Here is a 17,769-nt window from a genome sequence, read left to right as displayed (position 1 = left end):
TCTCTCCTGTCATCTGGCCTGTCATCTGGTCCGTGCTCTGACGTGCATCCGCTCTCCTTGCGGGCCGTACAGGCATAGCACCTCGGTGGGACCAGGGCCGGGGTTGGAGAACCAGTGCGGCACCCGGCAGTCGAACTCGGCCACCTCGCCCTCCTTGACCACGAAGTCCTGGTCGCCGAGCCTCAGCCGGATCCGGCCGGACAGCACGTAGAACCAGTCGTAGCCCTCGTGGGTCTTCTGCTCCATGTCGTTCCCCGGATAGCCCTCGGGCAGGATCTGCTTGAACGCCTGCAGCCCACCGGGCCGGCGGCTCAGCGGGATGTGGATGCTGCCGTGCCGCTTGATCGGCTTGGCGTAGATCCGCGGGTCACCTGTCGGCGGTGCGTCCACCAGTTCGTCCAGCTGCACCTGGTGTGCCCGGGCCAGCGGCAGGAGCAGCTCCAGCGTCGGCTTGCGCTGCCCGGACTCCAGCCGCGACAGGGTGCTGACCGAGATGCCGGTGGCGTCGGACAGCTGCGCCAGCGTCGTACCGCGTTCGGTCCGGAGCGCTCGCAGCCGCGGGCCGACCGACTCCAGGACATCGTCGTCGTTTGCCATACCGGCAACAGTACTTGTCGAAAATGAAAATCACCACGCATCCTCGGGGCATGACCTCGAGAACAGCGAAGTACGACGTGATCGTGATCGGCGGCGGTGCGGCCGGGCTGAGCGGTGCGCAGGCGCTGGCCCGGTCCCGCCGGTCGGTCCTGGTGATCGACGACGGTACGCCGCGCAACGCGCCTGCCGACGGTGTCCACAACTTCCTCACGCGGGACGGCGTACCGCCCGCGGAGATCTACAAGCTCGGCCGTCGGGAGGTGCAGGGGTACGGCGGATCGTTCGTCGACGGCACCGTGACCACGGCCCGGCGTACGGCGGACGGCTTCGAGGTGTTGGTGGACGGTACGGCGTACCTCGGCCGGCGGCTCCTGGTGACCACGGGGCTCGTGGACGTGCTGCCCGACGTACCTGGGCTGGCTGACCGTTGGGGCAAGGACGTGGTGCACTGCCCGTATTGCCACGGCTGGGAGGTTCGCGACCAGGCGATCGGCGTACTGGCGACCAGCCCGATGGCGATGCACCAGGTGCAGCTGTTCCGCCAGCTGAGCGACGACGTGACGCTGTTCCTGCACACGGCGCCCGAGCCGACCGAGGAGCAGTGGGAGGAGCTGGCTGCGCGTGGAATCGCCGTAGTGCAAGGCAAAGTCGAGCAGGTGGAGGTGGCTGACGACAAGATCACCGGCGTACGGCTGGAAGGCGGCACGGTGGTCCCGCGGCAGGCGTTGGCGATTCAAACGACCGTTCGCGCACGGGCCGGCTTCCTGGCCGATCTGGGGCTGGAACCGACCATGCTGGAGTCTGAGGTCGGTACTGCGACCCCGGTCGACGCAATGGGTGCAACGCAGGTGCCAGGCGTGTACGCCGCAGGCAATGTCAGCAACCCGATGGCCCAGGTGATGCCGTCCGCGGCCGCTGGGCTGATGGCCGGCGCCGCCATCAACTTCGACCTCATCACCGAAGAGACGCGGCTGGCAGTAGCCGCCCGCAGTAGTTGAGGAGTTGAATAGGTCCGGGAGGTCGGATGCGCGACACGGTCGACCCGGATTTCGCCTCGTTCGTCGATGCACGACAAGGCAGATGGCTGCGTACGACGTACCTCGTGTACGGCGACCTGCAACGAGCTGAGCGGGTGCTCTTGCGTGCCTTCACGCGGCTCTCGATGCGCTGGCCCAGGGTGGACGACCCGGACGTCTTCGTCCAGCGCTTGCTCTACCAGCCCGCGCTGAGGCCCTGGAACCGCGACCAGCCGTTCCAGGGCGAGGAGGACGCAGTGAAGCTCGCACTGGCCGAGCTGACGCCCGCACAGCGCGCGGTGCTCGTTCTGCTGCATCTGGAGGAGCTGACCGAGTTCGAGGTCGCCGACCTGCTCGGGATGTCGCAGCCCGCCGTACACGCGCACGGGATGACCGCACTGAGCCGTTTGCGGACCGCGCTCGGCGCGGGGGACTGGCGGGATGCCACATGAGGCGTGAGGACGTGTCACCGCTGCTCGTGCAGGCAGGCGACCTGCTGCCGGAGCCTGACCTGGCCGACGCGGCCTGGGCAGCGGGCCTGGCGGTACGGCGTCGTCTGCGCCGTACCGTCATGCTCACGATCGTGGCCGTGATCGTGGCGTTGATCGTCGCCTCGATCGTCATCCAGGTCGGCTAGGGCTCCATGATCACCCGGAGCGTCACGTCGGCCAGCCGGTCGGCCTCCTCCGGCGGCGGCATCGGCTGGCCGGTCAGCGCGCGGATCACGAACACACCGGCCATCCACTCCACCATCAGCACCGGGTCCGCCGAGCTCAAGATCCGCTCGCCGCGGGCGCGGGCCCGCTCCAGTGCCTGCGCGGTCAGCTCGATCCGGCGCTCCAGCACGCCGCGGTACGCCGCCGCGGACCGCTCGTCGCGGTTCGCCTCGGAGACCGCGAGCCGGATCATCGCCCGGCCGCGCTCGCTGTTCGCGAACGCCAGCGCGACCCGGTAGACCTGGCGCAGGTCGCCGGCGATCGAGCCGGTGTCCGCGTCCGGGATCTCCAGGTCGAACAGGTCGGACATCGCGTCGTTGGCGAGCTGCTCCTTGCTGGCCCAGCGCCGGTAGATCGTCGCCTTGCCGACCCCCGCGGCCTCGGCGACGTCGTCCACCGTCATTCCGTCGAATCCCCGCTCCAGCAGCAGTTGCACGGCGTACCGGCGGATCCTCGGTTCCGCTTCCGGATCGCGTGGTCTGCCGCGACGCGGCCGCACCCCTTGGCTCGGCTCCATCACGTGGTTCCCCAGGTCGGACGGGTGCAGTGGCGCGGCTGCGGTCCCGTGTGGTCCAGGCCAGAGTGCCACACTCCGCTCCGTAGTGGGCGACGTCACCTCGTTGTCACCTGGGAGCCCGCTTTGTCACACGCCTGAAACAAACGGACCGATCGGCTGAAACCGCGTCTCGGCACCGTGTCCGTGTGGCCGAGCGGCGGGCTCCCCGGCGTTGTGGAGACCTCCCGACTGAGGACGCCGGCCACCCCGTTCGATGGAAGGGATGACGTTGATGGAGATCAACGCCGGCGATACCGCCTGGGTGCTGGCCAGTGCCGCCCTGGTGATGCTGATGACCCCGGGACTGGCTTTCTTCTACGGCGGCATGGTGCGCGTGAAGAGCGTGCTGAACATGATGATGATGAGTTTCATCACCATCGCCGTCGTCACCATCCTCTGGGTGGTGGTCGGCTTCTCGCTGACGTTCGCCGGTGACACCGGACACGTGATCGGGGACTTTTCTGAGGTAGGCCTGAAGGGCCTGCTCGCACCGGACGCGATCAGCGGGACGACGCCCACGCTCGCTTTCGTCGCGTTCCAGTTGATGTTCGCGATCATCACCCCCGCGCTGATCTCCGGCGCGATCGCCGACCGGGCCACGTTCCGCGGCTGGATCGCGTTCGTGATCGGGTGGACCTGCCTGGTGTACTTCCCGGTCGCCCACTCCGTGTGGTTCCTGGACAAGGGCAACGGTGGCTGGATCGGTGACAAGCTGAAGGCGATCGACTTCGCCGGCGGTACGGCGGTGCACCTGAACGCCGGTGCCGCCGCGCTCGCGCTGGCCATCGTGCTCGGCAAGCGGGTCGGCTGGAAGAAGGACCCGATGCGGCCGCACAGCCTGCCGCTGGTGCTGCTCGGGGCCGGTCTGCTGTGGTTCGGCTGGTTCGGCTTCAACGCCGGCTCCGCGCTGAGCGCCGGCACCACGGCGTCGGTCACGTTCGTGAACACCCAGGTCGCCACCGCCGCGGCGGTGATCGGCTGGCTGATCGTGGAGCGCCTCACCCACGGCAAGGCCACCACGCTGGGTATGGCGTCCGGCGCGGTCGCCGGTCTGGTCGCGATCACCCCGTCCTGTGGCGCGGTCACCCCGCTCGGTGCGATCGCCGTCGGCGTACTCGCCGGTGCGATCTGCGCATTCGCGGTCTCGCTGAAGTACAAGCTCGGCTTCGACGACTCGCTCGACGTGGTCGGCGTGCACTTCGTCGGCGGTCTGTTCGGCTCGCTGGCGATCGGCCTGTTCGGTTCGGCCGCCGCCCCGTCGGCCGTGAACGGACTGTTCTACGGTGGTGGTGTCACGCAGCTCGGCCGGCAGGCGCTGGCCAACGTGGTGGTCGCGATCTACTCGTTCTCGGTAGCGTTCATCCTCGGCAAGGTGATCGACAAGACGATCGGCTTCCGGCTCACCGAGGACGACGAGGTCACCGGTGTCGACCAGGTCGAGCACGCCGAGACGGCGTACGACTACGTCGGTTCGTCGGGTCTGCGCGGTGCGCTGTCGGCCCGCCCGGCGGCAGCCCCCGCCGAGACCGACAATGGGACCACCGAGGCCTCTGAGAAGGAAGGTGTCAAGGCATGAAGCTGGTCACCGCGGTGGTCAAGCCGCACAAGCTGGAGGACGTGCGGGCCGCGCTGGAGACGTTCGGCGTCACCGGGATGACGGTCACCGAGGCCAGCGGGTACGGGCGGCAGAAGGGCCACACCGAGGTCTATCGTGGCGCCGAGTACGAGGTGGACCTGGTGCCGAAGGTCCGGCTCGAGGTCGTCGTCGAGGACGGTGACAGCGCCGACGTGGTGGACGTGATCGTGAAGGCCGCCCAGACCGGCAAGATCGGCGACGGCAAGGTGTGGGTCACCCCGGTCGAGACGATCGTCCGGGTCCGGACCGGCGAACTGGACGGAGACGCGCTCTAGATGGTCGATCGGGCAGAGCAGCGGCGGGTTCGTGCCGTGGAGGCGGACGAGCTGCTGCAACTGCTGCTGGCGAAGGCCTGCGACGCCCTCGGTGTTCCTACCGAGGGCGTCGCCCTCGTCGCGGTGGGCGGGTACGGGCGCGAGGAGCTGTCGCCGTACAGCGACCTCGACGTGATGCTCGTGCACGCCGAGGGGTACCCGCGGATCGACGAGCTGGCTGCCCAGATCTGGTACCCGCTGTGGGACTCCAGGACCAAGCTGGACCACAGCGTCCGCACCCTCGTCGAGGCGCAGCAGGCGGCCGCGGCCGACGACCGGGTGGCGTTGGGCCTGCTGGACGCGCGGCACGTCGCGGGCGACACCCATCTGACCCTGCAGCTCCGGTCGGTGCTCATGGCCGACTGGCGACGTACGGCGAAGTCCCGGCTGCCCGGGCTGGCCCAGGCGTGCCGTGACCGGGCCTCCACGGTCGGAGAGCTCGCGCATCTCGCGGAGCCGGATCTGAAGGAGGCGTACGGCGGTCTGCGGGACGCCGTCGTACTGCGTGCTCTCGTGGCGTCGTGGCTGGTCGACGTACCGCACCCTGTGGTTGAACGGGCGCGGCGTGACCTGCTGGAGATCCGCGACGTACTGCATGAGGTGGCAGGGCGCGCGACTGACCGGCTGGTGGCCGACCTGGCCGGCGAAGTGGCGGCAGGGCTCGGGTTGTCGGGGCGGGACGAGCTGTTGCGGCACGTGTACGCGACCGGGCGGACGCTTGCGCATGTGTGTGACGTGTCGTGGCGACGGGTCGAGAGCTTGATGACCAAGCCGCCGCGTTCCCGGCGCAGGCAGCGGACCGGTGGGCCGTTGCTGCTCGCGCTGGACGAAGGGGTGGCGCAGCACGAGGGTGAGGTCGTGCTGATGCCGGACGCGCGCCCAGAGCGCAACCCGGTGCTAGGTCTCCGTGCTGCTGCGGTTGCCGCCGACAGAGAGCTAGTGCTCTCACCTGCGGTCTGTGCGCGGCTAGCGGCGTCGGCTGCTGACTTTCCGGAGCCCTGGCCCGGAGAGGCGCGGCGGTTGCTGTGCGCTCTGCTCGGTGCCGGCTCCGGGCTGCTGGAGGTGTGGGAGGCGCTGGACCAGGCCGGGTACATCTCGCGGCTGCTGCCCGAGTGGGACGCCGTACGGTTCCGGCCGCCGCAGTCGGCGATCCACCGGTTCACTGTCGACCGGCACCTACTGGAGACGTGTGTCGAGGCGTCGGCGATGGTGCGCGACGTACGGCGGCCTGACCTGTTGCTGGTGGCTGCGCTGCTGCACGACCTCGGCAAGGCGCTCGACGGCGACCACAGCGTCACCGGTGCGGGTATCGCGGCCCGGGTAGCGCGGCGGATCGGCTTCAGCGAGGCGGACGCCGACATGATCACGTTGCTGGTCCGCCAGCACCTGATGCTCGCGCAGGTCGCGACCCGGCGTGACCTCGACGACCCGATGACCGTGGACATGGTCGCCGGGATCGTCCGCAGTACCGAGACCCTGGATCTGCTGGAGGCGTTGACGTACGCCGATGCGCGGGCGGCCGGTCCGGCGGCCTCGTCGCCGTGGCGGATGCGGCTGGTCGGGGACCTGTGCCGACGGGTACGCAGCGAGCTGGCGGGCGGCGAGAGCATGTGGATGGAGAGCCCGCCCGTACCCGTGCCCGTGCTGCACCAAGTGGTCGGTGTCGGGCGCCTTGGCGTCACGGTGACCGAGCACCACGGCGACCTGCGCGTCAACGTCGCCGTACCCGACCAGGTGGGCACACTGTCGACCGTTGCCGCAGTGCTGGCTGTAGACCGGCTGGCGGTGCGGTCTGCTGTCGTGACGTCCGTTGACGGCCTGGGGATCTCGCAGTGGACGGTCGCCGGCTCCCCGCCCGATCCGGTGCGGCTACGGGACCGTCTGGCGGTAGCGCTGCGGGACTCGTCGGACGTCGTACGGCGGCTTGCTGCTCGGGACTCGGCCCAGCCGCGCGTGGCCAGTCGTGTCGACTTGTTGGCAGAAGCGTCCGAGACAGCAACGGTGTTGCAAGTGCGGGCACATGACCGTCCTGGACTCCTGTACGACGTGACCGCGGCTATTGCGGCTACTGGCGCGGACATCCGATCTGCCCACGTCAGCACGCTGGGGGCGGAGTGTGTGGACGTCTTCTACCTAACGGATCGCCATGGTGCGCCGTTGGAACCCGAGGACGCGCGGACGACCGCAAAGTCGGTGCTGGATCGGTTGAGCTTCTAACCTCGCTACGTGGATCTTGTAGAGGCACTGCAGCGACAAGCGACCGCCTGTGAGGACCTGGGCTCCCCGATGTACGCCGAGCTGCTCCGGCTGCTCGTCGACGACTACGAGGTCGGCGGGGTGACGGTCCGGGTACTGGACGGGTACGACGGCCGCTCGTTCGGCGAGGCAATCGGCCTACGGCTGCTGGCCGCCGTACACGGACTGGTGCTGTCCGGTACGGCGCCTGAGCTGGCGGCGTTCTACCCGAGTACGGGCGGCACGTGGGACCCGGTGCTCGGTTGGGAGGCGTTCGAGCAGGTGCTTCAGTCGCGGGTGGGGGAGGTGCGGTCCTTGCTGACACAGCCTCCGCAGACGAACGAGGTGGGCCGGTCGGCCGCGCTGTACGGCGGCCTGCTGCACCTGGTCTCGGCTGTGCCGTTGCCGGTGCGGCTGTTCGAGATCGGTGCGAGTGGTGGTTTGAACTTGCGGGCAGACCGATTCAACTATGTGGCCGACGGGAGGTCGTACGGGCCTGCTGACAGTCCTGTTGTCTTTGATCCGGCGTGGTCGGGGCGTGTGCCGTCCGTAGACCTGCGGATCGCGGAACGGGTCGGCTGTGACATCGCGCCGGTGGACCCGCTGACACCCAACGGTGCGCTGACACTGACGTCGTACGTGTGGCCGGACATGACGGACCGCTTGGCGCGGCTGCGTGGCGCCTTGGCGATCGCCCACGACGTACCGGCCGACGTAGGGCCGGAGGACGCCGTCTCGTTCCTGCAGGCGCTGGAACTGTCGGAAGGCCACGTGACCGTCGTGTGGCACTCGATCATGTGGCAGTACCTCCGCCGCCCGGACCGCGCCGCGATCGACGCCCGCCTGGCCGAGTTGGGCGCACAGGCCACCGACACCGCGCCCCTCGCCCACCTCAGCCTCGAACCGCACCGCGTCCTCACCCACGAGCGCGGCACCGACGGCTACGAGTACCGCATCGACCTACAGACCTGGCCCACCGGCAAGACCCACACCCTCGGCACAGCCGCACCCCACGGCCAAGACCTGGTCTGGCTCAGCTGAGCGCCGCGCGCAGCTCCCGATCCGCACGGCTGTTTGCAGCATCGCCACCAGGGTGTCGGTGAGCTCGGCGGCGTACCTGCCGTCCGGGTCGAAGCTGCCGACGTCCAGCCCGACATACTTCGGATCAGCCGGCAACGGCCTCAGCAACGCACGCAACTGCCCGTGGTCGATCCCACCCGGATCGCCCCGCGTTGAACACCCCGTCACGGCCGCCACGCCCCCGCGTCGTACCGAGGAGGCGTCACATACCTACCCGTCCTCCGCCCCGACCCGCCCCCAAGAACCCCAGATCCCCACCCCGCCGCCCCTAACCGGTTAGCTACTTTCTTCCGGTTGATCTATCTCAGCGACTGCCACGGTCGGTAGGCGTATTGCCCCGGTCGGGCGTCATCCGCTGCGCCGCCTGCCCAGCAGACCCAGCACCTCGAGCCCCGTCACCGAGCACGGGCTTCTGATGCGTCGCACGGGCCGCAGGAGCCTGAGCACCGAGGAAGCGCATCGGGTCACCTTGGCCACCACGACTTGCCTGCTGCACAGCAGATGGCCGGGCGCCCACACCCCCGGCAGACCTGGCCTGCGAGCTTGCCGCGGCCCTTCCCGGAACGTCGACCCGGGTCTCGGCAGCAGGCGGCGGCAGAGCTTCCAGATCAGACGTGGAGATCGCCCGCTCCTGCTCCTGGTTCAGTTGCTGCGCCGCCCCGGCCTGAGCGCCAACTGCAGCATGCGGATTGGGAACCTTCGCCGGATACGGCTCATCCGGCCGCCGCTGGTAGTGCTCGCCGAGATCTTTGACTGCCTGATCCACTCCGTCCACTGTCAGGTCGCCAGTCAGTTCGCCGGACGGGGCGCGATCCGCTACCACGCTCCATTCATCGACCGCCATCTCGTTGATGAGGTGTGCACGGGCAGCCTGCTGATGCGCGGGATCCGGTGGGACGACATCGGCCAGTTCGTTCCGCACGATGTGATCGGCCACTGCGTCCCATCGCATCGAGACGGGCTTGTCCAGCGTCGAATTGAGCAGTTGAGTGCGCTCTTCTTCGGACGAGGTGGCACGCCGCAACAGTTCGCGGCTCGCGCTCACCGCGCCGGCGTACTCAGGAGCTGGCTGCGGAACGCCGTCGTAGCCGGCCCGCTGGATGAAGTCGTCGAAGTCGTCCATCGCGCTGAGCTCTGTGAGCCCCTCGTCAAGTCCGCGCGACTCCAGGCGCCGTACCGCATTGAGCTCGTCCGGGGCGTCCATCTGCGTTCGGGCGTGCTTGGACTCGTGCAGTACGGTCGCCAGCGCCTGTCCCTGGCCCGCCGGGTCACCGTTGGGCGCACCGGTGAGGTGATCCAGGACAAGTTCCTGGTTCAGCCGCATGGCGCCGTCGGGCCGGAGACCGCCGTACTTGTCGTCGTTACGGGTTTGCAGCTCACCGTTCCAGCGGTCCTGGCCGCCCGGTCGCTGTTCCTGAGCGATCCGGTACAGCCTCGCGAACTCCTGATAGACAGCCGAGGACGGCTCGATTCGGGCACTGCCGTCGTCCGCGGCCATCCGTCAGGTACCCGCCGGCGGCGGTTCGTCCCACGGCGCCGGGTCGGTCAGCATGTCCTCGGACGCCTCCAGGCCACGGGACAGCCACCGAATCTTCTCGCTGTCCGCGCCGGCACGGTCCGCGATCGCCCAGATCTGCTTGCGCGCGGCGGCCAGGGCCGCGAGCCGCTCCTCCTTCGTACCGCTCTTGAAGTCCGCGACGTTGAGCATCTGCAACGCTTCGGTCATCTCCGGCGACTGTCCTGGAGGTGGCGGCTGAACGGCCTTTGCCAGCTTGCCGATCAACCGCTCCGCGGATTCCCGCTCGCTCTCGCGTTCGAGCGTCGCGGCTGATTCGCGCAATTGGGCCTGGGCGGCGGCGAGATCGGTGAGTCGTCCTGCCACCAATCCGTCCCACGCGGCCACGTACTCGCGCCGGAACTGTTCGCGGTCCATCAGTGCCTCCCTGCCAACCTCGCGGAGGTGGTCTCTGTCGGCTCGAGCGGCCGGTGCGGGTCGCGGAGGTTCTGCTCGAGATGTTCGAGGGCTCGGGTCAGGCTGCGGATGCCGGCAGCCTCGTCGGTGGGAGCACGGTCGCCGAGCTCGAAGATCTTGCGCCAGGCTTCGGCCATGAGCGCGCTCGGCGGCTCCACGGGTACGGCGTACCCAGGCAGGCGGGCGATCAGCAGGGTCGCGACCCGGCGATCCTCGGCGGACCGCAGTTGAGGCAGCAGCTCACCCAACGCCCGCTCGGCCAGACCGACCGCACCGACGCCCTCGCTCCGAATCCGAGGCTCGGCAGCGTTGTACGCGTTCGTGAACTCCCGTAGCTGCATCATCACTCCCTGTCCAAAGCCTATCTGCGCATGGACTCACCAGGCGCTCGTGGACGCGTTGCCGACGTGGCGTGCTGTGCCGCGGCGCGCGAGCCGTCGCCGAGCGACGGCGCCTGCCGAGCCGCTCCGCCTGCCGGCGCGAGGCCGGTCAGGAAGCGGGCTGTGGATTCCTGCTGAGGACGTGGCTTCGCGGCGGACACCTGCTGCGGGCCGTCGGAGGGGGCGATCTGTGACGTTTGAGGCGACCTGCGCCGGATCTCGTCGACCTTGGCGTTCAGCGCGGATCCGATGTTCTCCGCGACATGTCGTCCGGCCTCGGGAGAGCGTCTGGCCAGCTGGTCCCACTGCGGATGCAGCATCGTCTGGATGAGTTCGCGGCGTACCTGCTGGCGGGCGCCGGGGTCGTTCCGCACCACGTCGTTGAGGCGGTTCTGTACGACCGCGTCGGCCAGGTGGTCGAACTGCTGGGACCACGAACCACGGCTGAGGTTGCTGAGCACCGCGTGGCGGTCAACCTTCGGCCCGGATGCCTGCGCGATCAGCCCGTTCGCAGCGGCGTACGCGCCCGTGTGCTGCTGGCCGTCGTAGGTCGCGCCTTCGTACCCCGCCAGTTCGCTGAACGTGTCGAAGTCGGTCGCGACGCGGACCGCCGCGACACCCTCTGCGAGGCTTGTGGCGTGCGGCGTCCGAACGGCGTTCGCGATGTCCGGCCGGTCTGGCGTCAGTGAGGCATGTGTGGCGCGGTTCAGGACCGCGGCGAGTGCGTGGGCCTGGCGGGAGCGGTTCGGGCTGTCCGGCGACAGTCCCTCGCGGAGGATCGACTCGTTGATGCCGATGGCGCCCCGTTCGGAGTCGAAGCCGCCGTTCCCGCTGGTCGCGTACAGTTCGCCCTTCCACTGGTCGAATCCGGTGGGCCGCAGCGCCTGCGCGAGACCGTAGAGCCGCTTGAACTCGCGGTACGTCGCGGAGTCCTCGGGGACGCGGTACGCGGTCTCAGCCATCGGAGGGCTGGAACGGGCGGTCGGTCAGCGTGGTCGGCGGGTTGCGGAGCGTCTTCTCCAGGTGCTCGAGGTCCTGGGTCATGGCGCGGATGTAGTCCTGCTCGTCTTCGGTCGCGCGGTCGGCGAGGGTCCAGATCTGCTCCCGGGCCTCGGCCAGCATCGCGATCCGCTGCTCGGTCGTCCCCTTCGGTGGGTACGCCGCCGCGTGGATCCGATCGGCCTCGTGGAACAGGTTGCTCCACTGTCTGGCGGGTTTCGGCGGCTCGGCGAGACGGTCGATCAGGCGGGCGGTCCAGACGCGGTCGTGATCGGAGGCGTCGGCCGGCACCAGTGCGCGCAACTTGTCCTGCTCCGCGACCACACTGACATCCGGTACGCCGCTGCGCACCCGGTCGCGCGCACGGTTGAACGCGTCGTTGAAGCCTGGCAGGTCGAGCGTCATGTGCGGGCTCCTTCGGTCCGGCGGGGCTGGTAGCACGGTATCGGAGCGGGTGGCTGGGGCGTGGGAGTTATCCACAGGTTGGGGGGCCGGTAGACTCCGGGGAGTTCATCGCTTCGAGGAAACGGACTGTTTCTCGTGTTCGACACGCTTTCCGATCGGCTCTCCACCGCGTTCAAGAATCTGCGGGGCAAGGGCAAGCTGACCGACGCCGACATCGACGCGACCGCCCGGGAGATCCGGATCGCGTTGCTGGAGGCCGATGTCGCGCTGCCGGTGGTGCGGGAGTTCATCGCGGCGGTGAAGGAACGGGCCAGTGGGGCCGAGGTGCGCGGCGGGCTGAACCCGGCGCAGCAGGTGATCAAGATCGTCAACGAGGAACTGGTCAACATCCTCGGCGGCGAGACTCGTGAGCTGCGGATGGCGAAGCGGCCGCCGACGGTGATCATGCTGGCCGGTCTGCAGGGTGCCGGTAAGACCACGCTGGCGGGCAAGCTCGCCAAGTGGCTGAAGGAGACCCGGCACCAGACCCCGATGCTGGTCGCCGCGGACCTGCAGCGGCCGAACGCGGTCACCCAGCTCCAGGTGGTCGGCGAGCGGGCCGGCGTGCCGGTGTACGCGCCGGAGCCGGGCAACGGCGTCGGCGACCCGGTGGACGTGGCCCGCAAGGCGATGGACGAGGCGCGGTCCAAGCAGCACAGCGTCGTCATCGTCGACACGGCCGGTCGGCTGGGCGTCGACGAGGAGCTGATGAAGCAGGCCGCGGACATCCGCGACGCCGTCAGCCCGGACGAGATCCTGTTCGTCGTCGACGCGATGATCGGTCAGGACGCGGTCACCACGGCGCAGGCCTTCCTGGACGGTGTCGGCTTCGACGGCGTCGTACTGTCCAAGCTCGACGGTGACGCCCGCGGTGGTGCGGCGCTGTCGATCGCGCAGGTCACCGGCCGCCAGGTGATGTTCGCGTCGAACGGCGAGAAGCTCGAGGACTTCGACGTCTTCCACCCGGACCGGATGGCGTCGCGCATCCTCGGTATGGGCGACGTGATGAGCCTGATCGAGCAGGCCGAGCGGACCTTCGACGCCGAGGAGGCCGCGAAGACCGCCGCCAAGCTGGCGAAGAGGGGCGGCAAGGACTTCACGCTGGACGACTTCCTCGCCCAGATGCAGTCGGTCCGGAAGATGGGCCCGCTGACCAAGATCTTCGGCATGCTGCCGGGCGCGAACCAGTTCAAGGACCAGCTGGAGAACTTCGACGAGCGCGAGATCGACCGGATCGAGGCGGTCATCCACTCGATGACCCCGGCCGAGCGGAACGACCCGAACATCATCAACGGCTCCCGCCGGGCCCGGATCGCGAAGGGTTCCGGGACCGAGGTGGCGACCGTCAGCGGCCTGGTCGAGCGGTTCTTCGAGGCCCGCAAGATGATGGCCGCGATGGCGTCCGGCAAGGGGATTCCGGGGATGCCCGGAATGCCGGGGATGCCGGGCATGGGTGGCGGCGGCGGTGGCCGGAAGGCCAAGCAGCAGGCGGCCAAGAAGGGCAAGAAGCGCGGCTCGGGCAACCCGGCCAAGCGGGCCAACCAGGGGAACCAGCAGCCGCAGGCGCCGCAGCCGGGTCAGCTGCCGGCCGCGTTCGGCGGCGCCGGCCAGGACGGCGAGTTCGAGCTGCCGGACGACCTGAAGAAGATGCTCGGCGGCAACTGACGCTTCCCGATCGGGCATAGCTGAACGGATGACAGACCTGTCATCCGTTCACCCGGCGCGCGCCGCGGCGCCCGGGCTTACGGTGGTGAACGCGGGGGGACGAGTAGCTGAACTGACTGTTCGGTACTCGGTCACGGCGCACCGGCAGCGGTTGTGGCTGATCTTCCAACGGTTAGGATCGTCCCTACGCCCAAGAGCAACACCAACTGCGGAATGCGTCGAGGACGGTTCGGATGAGGCAGCAGTTCAAGAACCTGGACACCTGGCGGGGAAAACTGACCGCCACCTGGGTCTGCTTGGCTCCGCCCACCGCCATGGTCGCCGTGTTCGTGGTCGGTGGCGTCACCTCGAACACGTTCATCGTCGACGCGCAGGCGCTGGCCGCGCCGCGTCAGGACGCGGTCTTCGACGACCTGGCGAACAACGTCCCGGCACAGCCCGGTGTCGACGGCAGCCTGCCGTCGCAGGCGAAGTCCACGATCCAGGTCCCGGTCACCGGTACCACCGACGGCACCGTGCAGCCGATCCCCGGCGCGTTCGGCGACGCGTCGGGGATCCCGGGCACGGTGCTGGCGGCGTACCAGAAGGCTGCTCGCGATCTGGCGCTGTCGATGCCCGGCTGCCACATCACCTGGCCGTTGCTGGCCGGGATCGGCAAGGTCGAGTCCGACCACGCCGGCGGCGGCAAGGTGGACGCGAACGGCAACACCCGCGGCAAGATCCTCGGCCCGGTCCTCGACGGCAGCCCCGGGATGGCGGCGATCGCCGACACCGACCAGGGCGTGTACGACGGGAACACGACGTGGGACCGCGCCGTCGGGCCGATGCAGTTCGTGCCCGGTACGTGGAAGACGTTCGGTGCCGACGGCAACGGTGACGGCGTCAAGGACCCGCACAACGTGTTCGACGCGGCCCGCGCGGCCGGGGACTACCTGTGCTCCGGCGGGGCGAACCTGTCCGACCCGCAGGGCCTGGTGCAGGCGGTGCTGCGCTACAACCACTCGATGGACTACGTGTCGACGGTGCTGCGCTGGATGCAGTCGTACAGCAAGGACACCGTGAGCGTTCCGGACAAGCCGGGCCAGATCGTCGTCCCGGACGACGGCGGCAACGCGGGCGGCGACGACAAGGGCAACACCCAGACCACGACGCCGCCGCCGACCACCCCGCCGACCACGGTCCCGACCACGGCGCCGACGACCGGTACGACGACCACCCGGCCGACCGTCGTACCGACGACGCCGCGCCCGACGTCCGGCGTCACCGGCTCGACGAAGCCGACCACGCCGAATCCGACGCACGGCCCGGGCTCCACGACGACCTCCACCAAGCCGCCGTACACGCCGCCGACGACGCCGAAGACGACCCCGCCGAGCACCCCGACCAGCACGCCTCCGAGTACGCCGCCGACGACACCCGGGGACCCGAGCTGCCCGCCGAGCACGCCGCCGACGGAGACGCCCACCCCGACGCCGTCCCCGTCGGACTCGCCGACCCTGACTCCGACTCCGTCGCCGACGCCGAGCCCGTGCGACTCGACGGCTCCCGCGGGCGAGCAGACGACCACGGACGCGCCGCCCGCGTCCCAGCCGGCGAAGTGAGCCGCGCCCGGTCCGGACCTCTTCCGAGGTAGCGCTTGGCGTTACCTCGGTGCCGGTTTTCCGAGCGGATTCTGTGGCCCGTAACTTTGCGTCGTCTTGATGTAACTTTCTGGCGCTTGGTTCGTTGAAGGGGCTATGCGCCTAACCCGTAGTGGTAACCGTCGGGTCAAAATCATCATCGCTTCACTCTGTACCGCCCCGCTCCTGGTCGGGGCCGTTGTCACCGTCGCCTCGGGAGGGACCGGAGCCGCCGATCAGCTGACGGCGGGCAGTCCGGTCGCGCCCTCACCGGGGGCCGGGCTGAACAGCGGAGAGTTCGACGAACTGACGATGATCGTGCCGCAGCGTCCCGGAGTGGACGGGCAGCTCGGATCCGACAAACCCGCCCTCGCCGACGTCCCCGTGCAGGGGGCCACCGACGGGCGATCGGTCGTCCGTCCGGGGCGGCCGGGTGCCGTGAACGGCATCCCGCGCGGGGTGTTCCCCGCGTATCGCCGCGCCACCGCGAACCTCGCGGTCGTGCGGCCGAACTGTGGGCTGACCTGGCCGCTGCTGGCCGGGATCGGCAAGGTCGAGTCCGACCACGCGGCCGGCGGCCGGGTCGACGTGGCCGGCACCACCCGCGGCCGGATCCTCGGCCCGGAGCTGAACGGCCGGCACGGCAACGGCCGGATCACCGACACCGACAAGGGCAAGTACGACGGCGACCAGACCTGGGACCGTGCCGTCGGGCCGATGCAGATCATCCCGCAGGTGTGGAGCGAGTTCGGGGCCGACGGCAACGGCGACGGCTTCCGCAACCCGAACAACGTGTACGACGCGGTCACGACCGTCGCGGTGGTGCTCTGCGCCCAGGGCGACGACCTGCGCAACCCCCGCGACCTGGTCGCCTCACTGCTGCGGTACCACCACTCGAAGGACTTCGTCGCGACCGTCCTGAAATGGATGCGGCTGTACAGCAAGGACGCCGTCCTGGTGCCGAACGCGAAGGGCAACATCGCGCCCGCGAAGCCGACCGGCAACGCTGACCGCCGGGTCGATCCGCGCAAGGTGCCGACCATTCCGGACGACACCAACACGCCGACTCCGACGCCGACGGCCACCACGACGGTGCCGACGGTGGAGCCGACGACCCCGTGGGAGACGCCGACGCTGCCGCGGCCGATCGACACACCGACGGACTCGCCGACCCACCACCCGACGGCGACCCCGACCCGGACGCCGACCAAGACCCCCACCAAGACGCCGACGAAGACGCCCACCAAGACGCCGTCGCCGACGCCGACCCCCACTCCGACGCCGACTCCGACCCCGACGCCGACCGACACCCCGACGGAAACCCCGAGCGGTACACCGTGCGCCGGCAACGAGACCACCACCCCGACCTGTACGCCGGGCGGCGGCTCGCACGGGTAGCAGATACGGTCGCTCCATGACCGGCGTACTGAAGCTGGTCGGCACCGTGTTGCCGGCCGGCGAGCAGCAGGAGATCCACCTCAGCGGCGGGCTGGTCGTCGACCGGCCTGCCGCTGCTGACGTCACGACCGTGCACACGGGCGGCTGGATCGTGCCGGGGCTGGTGGACGCGCACTGCCACATCGGTCTCGACCAGCACGGCGGGGTCGACGAGGAGACCCAGGAGCAGCAGGCGATCGCCGACCGGGACGCGGGCGCGCTGCTGGTCCGGGACGCGGGTTCGCCGGTCGACACCCGCTGGATCGACGACCGCGAGGACCTGCCGAAGATCATCCGGGCCGGCCGGCACCTGGCCCGCTCGAAGCGGTACCTGCGCAACTACGGCTGGGAGATCGAGCCGGAGGAACTGGTCGCGTACGTCGAGCAGGAGGCCCGCCGCGGCGACGCGTGGGTGAAGCTGGTCGGCGACTGGATCGACCGCGAGGCCGGCGACCTGACCCCGTGCTGGCCGGCCGAGGCGCTGACCGCGGCGATCGCGCGCGCCCACGAGCTCGGCGCCCGGGTCACCGCGCACGTCTTCGGCGAGCACGCCCTCCCGGACCTCCTGGCCGCGGGCATCGACTGCCTCGAGCACGGTACGGGCATCGAGCCGGGGCTGCTCGGCGAGCTGGCCGAGCGGCAGGTGGCCGTCGTACCGACGTTGATCCAGCTGGAGAACTTCCCGCAGTACGCCGAGCAGGCCGCGGGCAAGTTCCCGGTGTACGCCGCACACATGACGGACCTGTACGAGCGCCGCCTGCAGCGGTTGCGGGACGCGTTCGAGGCCGGCGTACCGGTGTATGCGGGGACCGACGCGGGCGGCGTACTCGGGCACGGGCTGGTGGCGCAGGAGATCCAGGCGCTGACCGAGATCGGGATGTCGGGGGAGCAGGCGCTGGCCGCCGGGTCGTGGGCGGCGCGCGAGTGGCTGGGGGCGCCGAGCGAGTTGCGGCCCGGCGATCCGGCGGATCTGGTCGTGTACGACGAGGACCCGCGGACGAATCCGGCGGTACTGGCGTACCCGCGGCTGATCGCGCTGCGTGGGAGCGTGATCTTCTCCCGGTGACGGAAAAATCTTCCTGAGAGGGTGGCTTCTGCGGAAG

General features: G+C 69.6%; 18 protein-coding genes. 11 read left to right on the top strand and 7 right to left on the bottom strand.

Annotated features, from left to right (window positions below):
- Positions 1–21: 21 nt before the first annotated feature.
- Complete coding sequence (locus ACFV9C_RS22590) at positions 22–597, bottom strand: helix-turn-helix domain-containing protein (protein ID WP_380196380.1); 576 nt, start codon at positions 595–597, stop codon at positions 22–24.
- A 50-nt stretch (positions 598–647) separates the two neighbouring features.
- Here ACFV9C_RS22590 and ACFV9C_RS22585 point away from each other — a divergent pair, with 50 nt between their 5' ends.
- The 3 genes from ACFV9C_RS22585 to ACFV9C_RS22575 are packed head-to-tail and all read left to right on the top strand — an operon-like array spanning position 648 to position 2,250.
- Positions 648–1,595, top strand: a complete 948-nt coding sequence (locus ACFV9C_RS22585) for an NAD(P)/FAD-dependent oxidoreductase (RefSeq protein ID WP_380196379.1) — start codon at positions 648–650, stop codon at positions 1,593–1,595.
- Between the two features lie 26 nt (positions 1,596–1,621).
- Complete coding sequence (locus tag ACFV9C_RS22580) at positions 1,622–2,065, top strand: sigma factor-like helix-turn-helix DNA-binding protein (protein WP_380196378.1); 444 nt, start codon at positions 1,622–1,624, stop codon at positions 2,063–2,065.
- Positions 2,062–2,250 (top strand): hypothetical protein, encoded by a 189-nt coding sequence (locus tag ACFV9C_RS22575; protein WP_380196377.1) that lies wholly within the window; start codon positions 2,062–2,064, stop codon positions 2,248–2,250. The genes ACFV9C_RS22580 and ACFV9C_RS22575 overlap by 4 nt, the downstream gene beginning before the upstream one ends.
- Here ACFV9C_RS22575 and ACFV9C_RS22570 read toward each other — a convergent pair.
- Positions 2,247–2,765, bottom strand: coding sequence for a TetR/AcrR family transcriptional regulator (locus tag ACFV9C_RS22570; RefSeq protein WP_380196375.1), 519 nt, complete (start codon positions 2,763–2,765; stop codon positions 2,247–2,249). The genes ACFV9C_RS22575 and ACFV9C_RS22570 overlap by 4 nt on opposite strands.
- A 343-nt stretch (positions 2,766–3,108) precedes the next feature.
- On the opposite strand from ACFV9C_RS22570, the gene ACFV9C_RS22565 reads away from it, so the two are divergent.
- The 4 genes from ACFV9C_RS22565 to ACFV9C_RS22550 are packed head-to-tail and all read left to right on the top strand — an operon-like array spanning position 3,109 to position 8,111.
- Entirely contained in the window at positions 3,109–4,461 is a 1,353-nt protein-coding gene (locus ACFV9C_RS22565; RefSeq protein ID WP_380196373.1) for an ammonium transporter, read from the top strand.
- Positions 4,458–4,796, top strand: coding sequence for a P-II family nitrogen regulator (locus ACFV9C_RS22560; RefSeq protein WP_344188166.1), 339 nt, complete (start codon positions 4,458–4,460; stop codon positions 4,794–4,796). Before ACFV9C_RS22565 ends, ACFV9C_RS22560 begins: the two co-directional genes overlap by 4 nt.
- On the top strand, positions 4,797–7,052 hold the full coding sequence (locus tag ACFV9C_RS22555) for a [protein-PII] uridylyltransferase (RefSeq protein WP_380196371.1): 2,256 nt from the start codon (positions 4,797–4,799) through the stop codon (positions 7,050–7,052). It abuts the gene before it with no gap.
- Positions 7,053–7,061: 9 nt separating this feature from the next.
- Positions 7,062–8,111 carry a DUF2332 domain-containing protein gene (locus tag ACFV9C_RS22550; protein WP_380196369.1) on the top strand — a complete coding sequence of 350 codons (1,050 nt, stop codon included), beginning with the start codon at positions 7,062–7,064 and terminating at the stop codon, positions 8,109–8,111.
- A gap of 343 nt (positions 8,112–8,454) precedes the next feature.
- Here ACFV9C_RS22550 and ACFV9C_RS22545 read toward each other — a convergent pair whose 3' ends face one another.
- The 5 genes from ACFV9C_RS22545 to ACFV9C_RS22525 are packed head-to-tail and all read right to left on the bottom strand — an operon-like array spanning position 8,455 to position 11,906.
- Positions 8,455–9,648, bottom strand: coding sequence for a hypothetical protein (locus ACFV9C_RS22545; RefSeq protein WP_380196368.1), 1,194 nt, complete (start codon positions 9,646–9,648; stop codon positions 8,455–8,457).
- A gap of 3 nt (positions 9,649–9,651) precedes the next feature.
- On the bottom strand, positions 9,652–10,083 hold the full coding sequence (locus tag ACFV9C_RS22540; RefSeq protein ID WP_380196367.1) for a hypothetical protein: 432 nt from the start codon (positions 10,081–10,083) through the stop codon (positions 9,652–9,654).
- Positions 10,083–10,463, bottom strand: a complete 381-nt coding sequence (locus ACFV9C_RS22535) for a hypothetical protein (RefSeq protein ID WP_380196365.1) — start codon at positions 10,461–10,463, stop codon at positions 10,083–10,085. Before ACFV9C_RS22535 ends, ACFV9C_RS22540 begins: the two co-directional genes overlap by 1 nt.
- A 20-nt stretch (positions 10,464–10,483) precedes the next feature.
- Positions 10,484–11,464, bottom strand: coding sequence for a hypothetical protein (locus ACFV9C_RS22530; RefSeq protein ID WP_380196363.1), 981 nt, complete (start codon positions 11,462–11,464; stop codon positions 10,484–10,486).
- Positions 11,457–11,906: a hypothetical protein gene (locus ACFV9C_RS22525; protein ID WP_380196362.1), complete on the bottom strand. Its 450-nt coding sequence runs from the start codon at positions 11,904–11,906 to the stop codon at positions 11,457–11,459. Before ACFV9C_RS22525 ends, ACFV9C_RS22530 begins: the two co-directional genes overlap by 8 nt.
- Before the next feature lie 135 nt (positions 11,907–12,041).
- On the opposite strand from ACFV9C_RS22525, the gene ffh reads away from it, so the two are divergent.
- The 4 genes from ffh to ACFV9C_RS22505 all read left to right on the top strand — a co-directional run bounded on the left by ffh (position 12,042) and on the right by ACFV9C_RS22505 (position 17,732).
- Positions 12,042–13,610, top strand: a complete 1,569-nt coding sequence (gene ffh / locus ACFV9C_RS22520) for a signal recognition particle protein (RefSeq protein ID WP_380196361.1) — start codon at positions 12,042–12,044, stop codon at positions 13,608–13,610.
- A gap of 233 nt (positions 13,611–13,843) precedes the next feature.
- Positions 13,844–15,211, top strand: a complete 1,368-nt coding sequence (locus tag ACFV9C_RS22515) for a lytic transglycosylase domain-containing protein (protein ID WP_380196359.1) — start codon at positions 13,844–13,846, stop codon at positions 15,209–15,211.
- A 330-nt stretch (positions 15,212–15,541) separates the two neighbouring features.
- On the top strand, positions 15,542–16,627 hold the full coding sequence (locus tag ACFV9C_RS22510) for a lytic transglycosylase domain-containing protein (RefSeq protein ID WP_380196358.1): 1,086 nt from the start codon (positions 15,542–15,544) through the stop codon (positions 16,625–16,627).
- A gap of 16 nt (positions 16,628–16,643) precedes the next feature.
- The gene (locus ACFV9C_RS22505) at positions 16,644–17,732 is read left to right on the top strand and encodes an amidohydrolase family protein (protein ID WP_380196355.1); all 1,089 of its coding nucleotides are present in this window, start codon (positions 16,644–16,646) and stop codon (positions 17,730–17,732) included.
- The last annotated feature ends 37 nt before the right edge of the window (positions 17,733–17,769 follow it).

Source organism: Kribbella sp. NPDC059898, assembly GCF_042730855.1.
In the GTDB taxonomy this organism is placed as follows: domain Bacteria; phylum Actinomycetota; class Actinomycetes; order Propionibacteriales; family Kribbellaceae; genus Kribbella.
The sequence above is the reverse complement of the archived record's forward strand: the minus strand, read 5'-3'. Positions and strand labels throughout refer to the sequence as shown.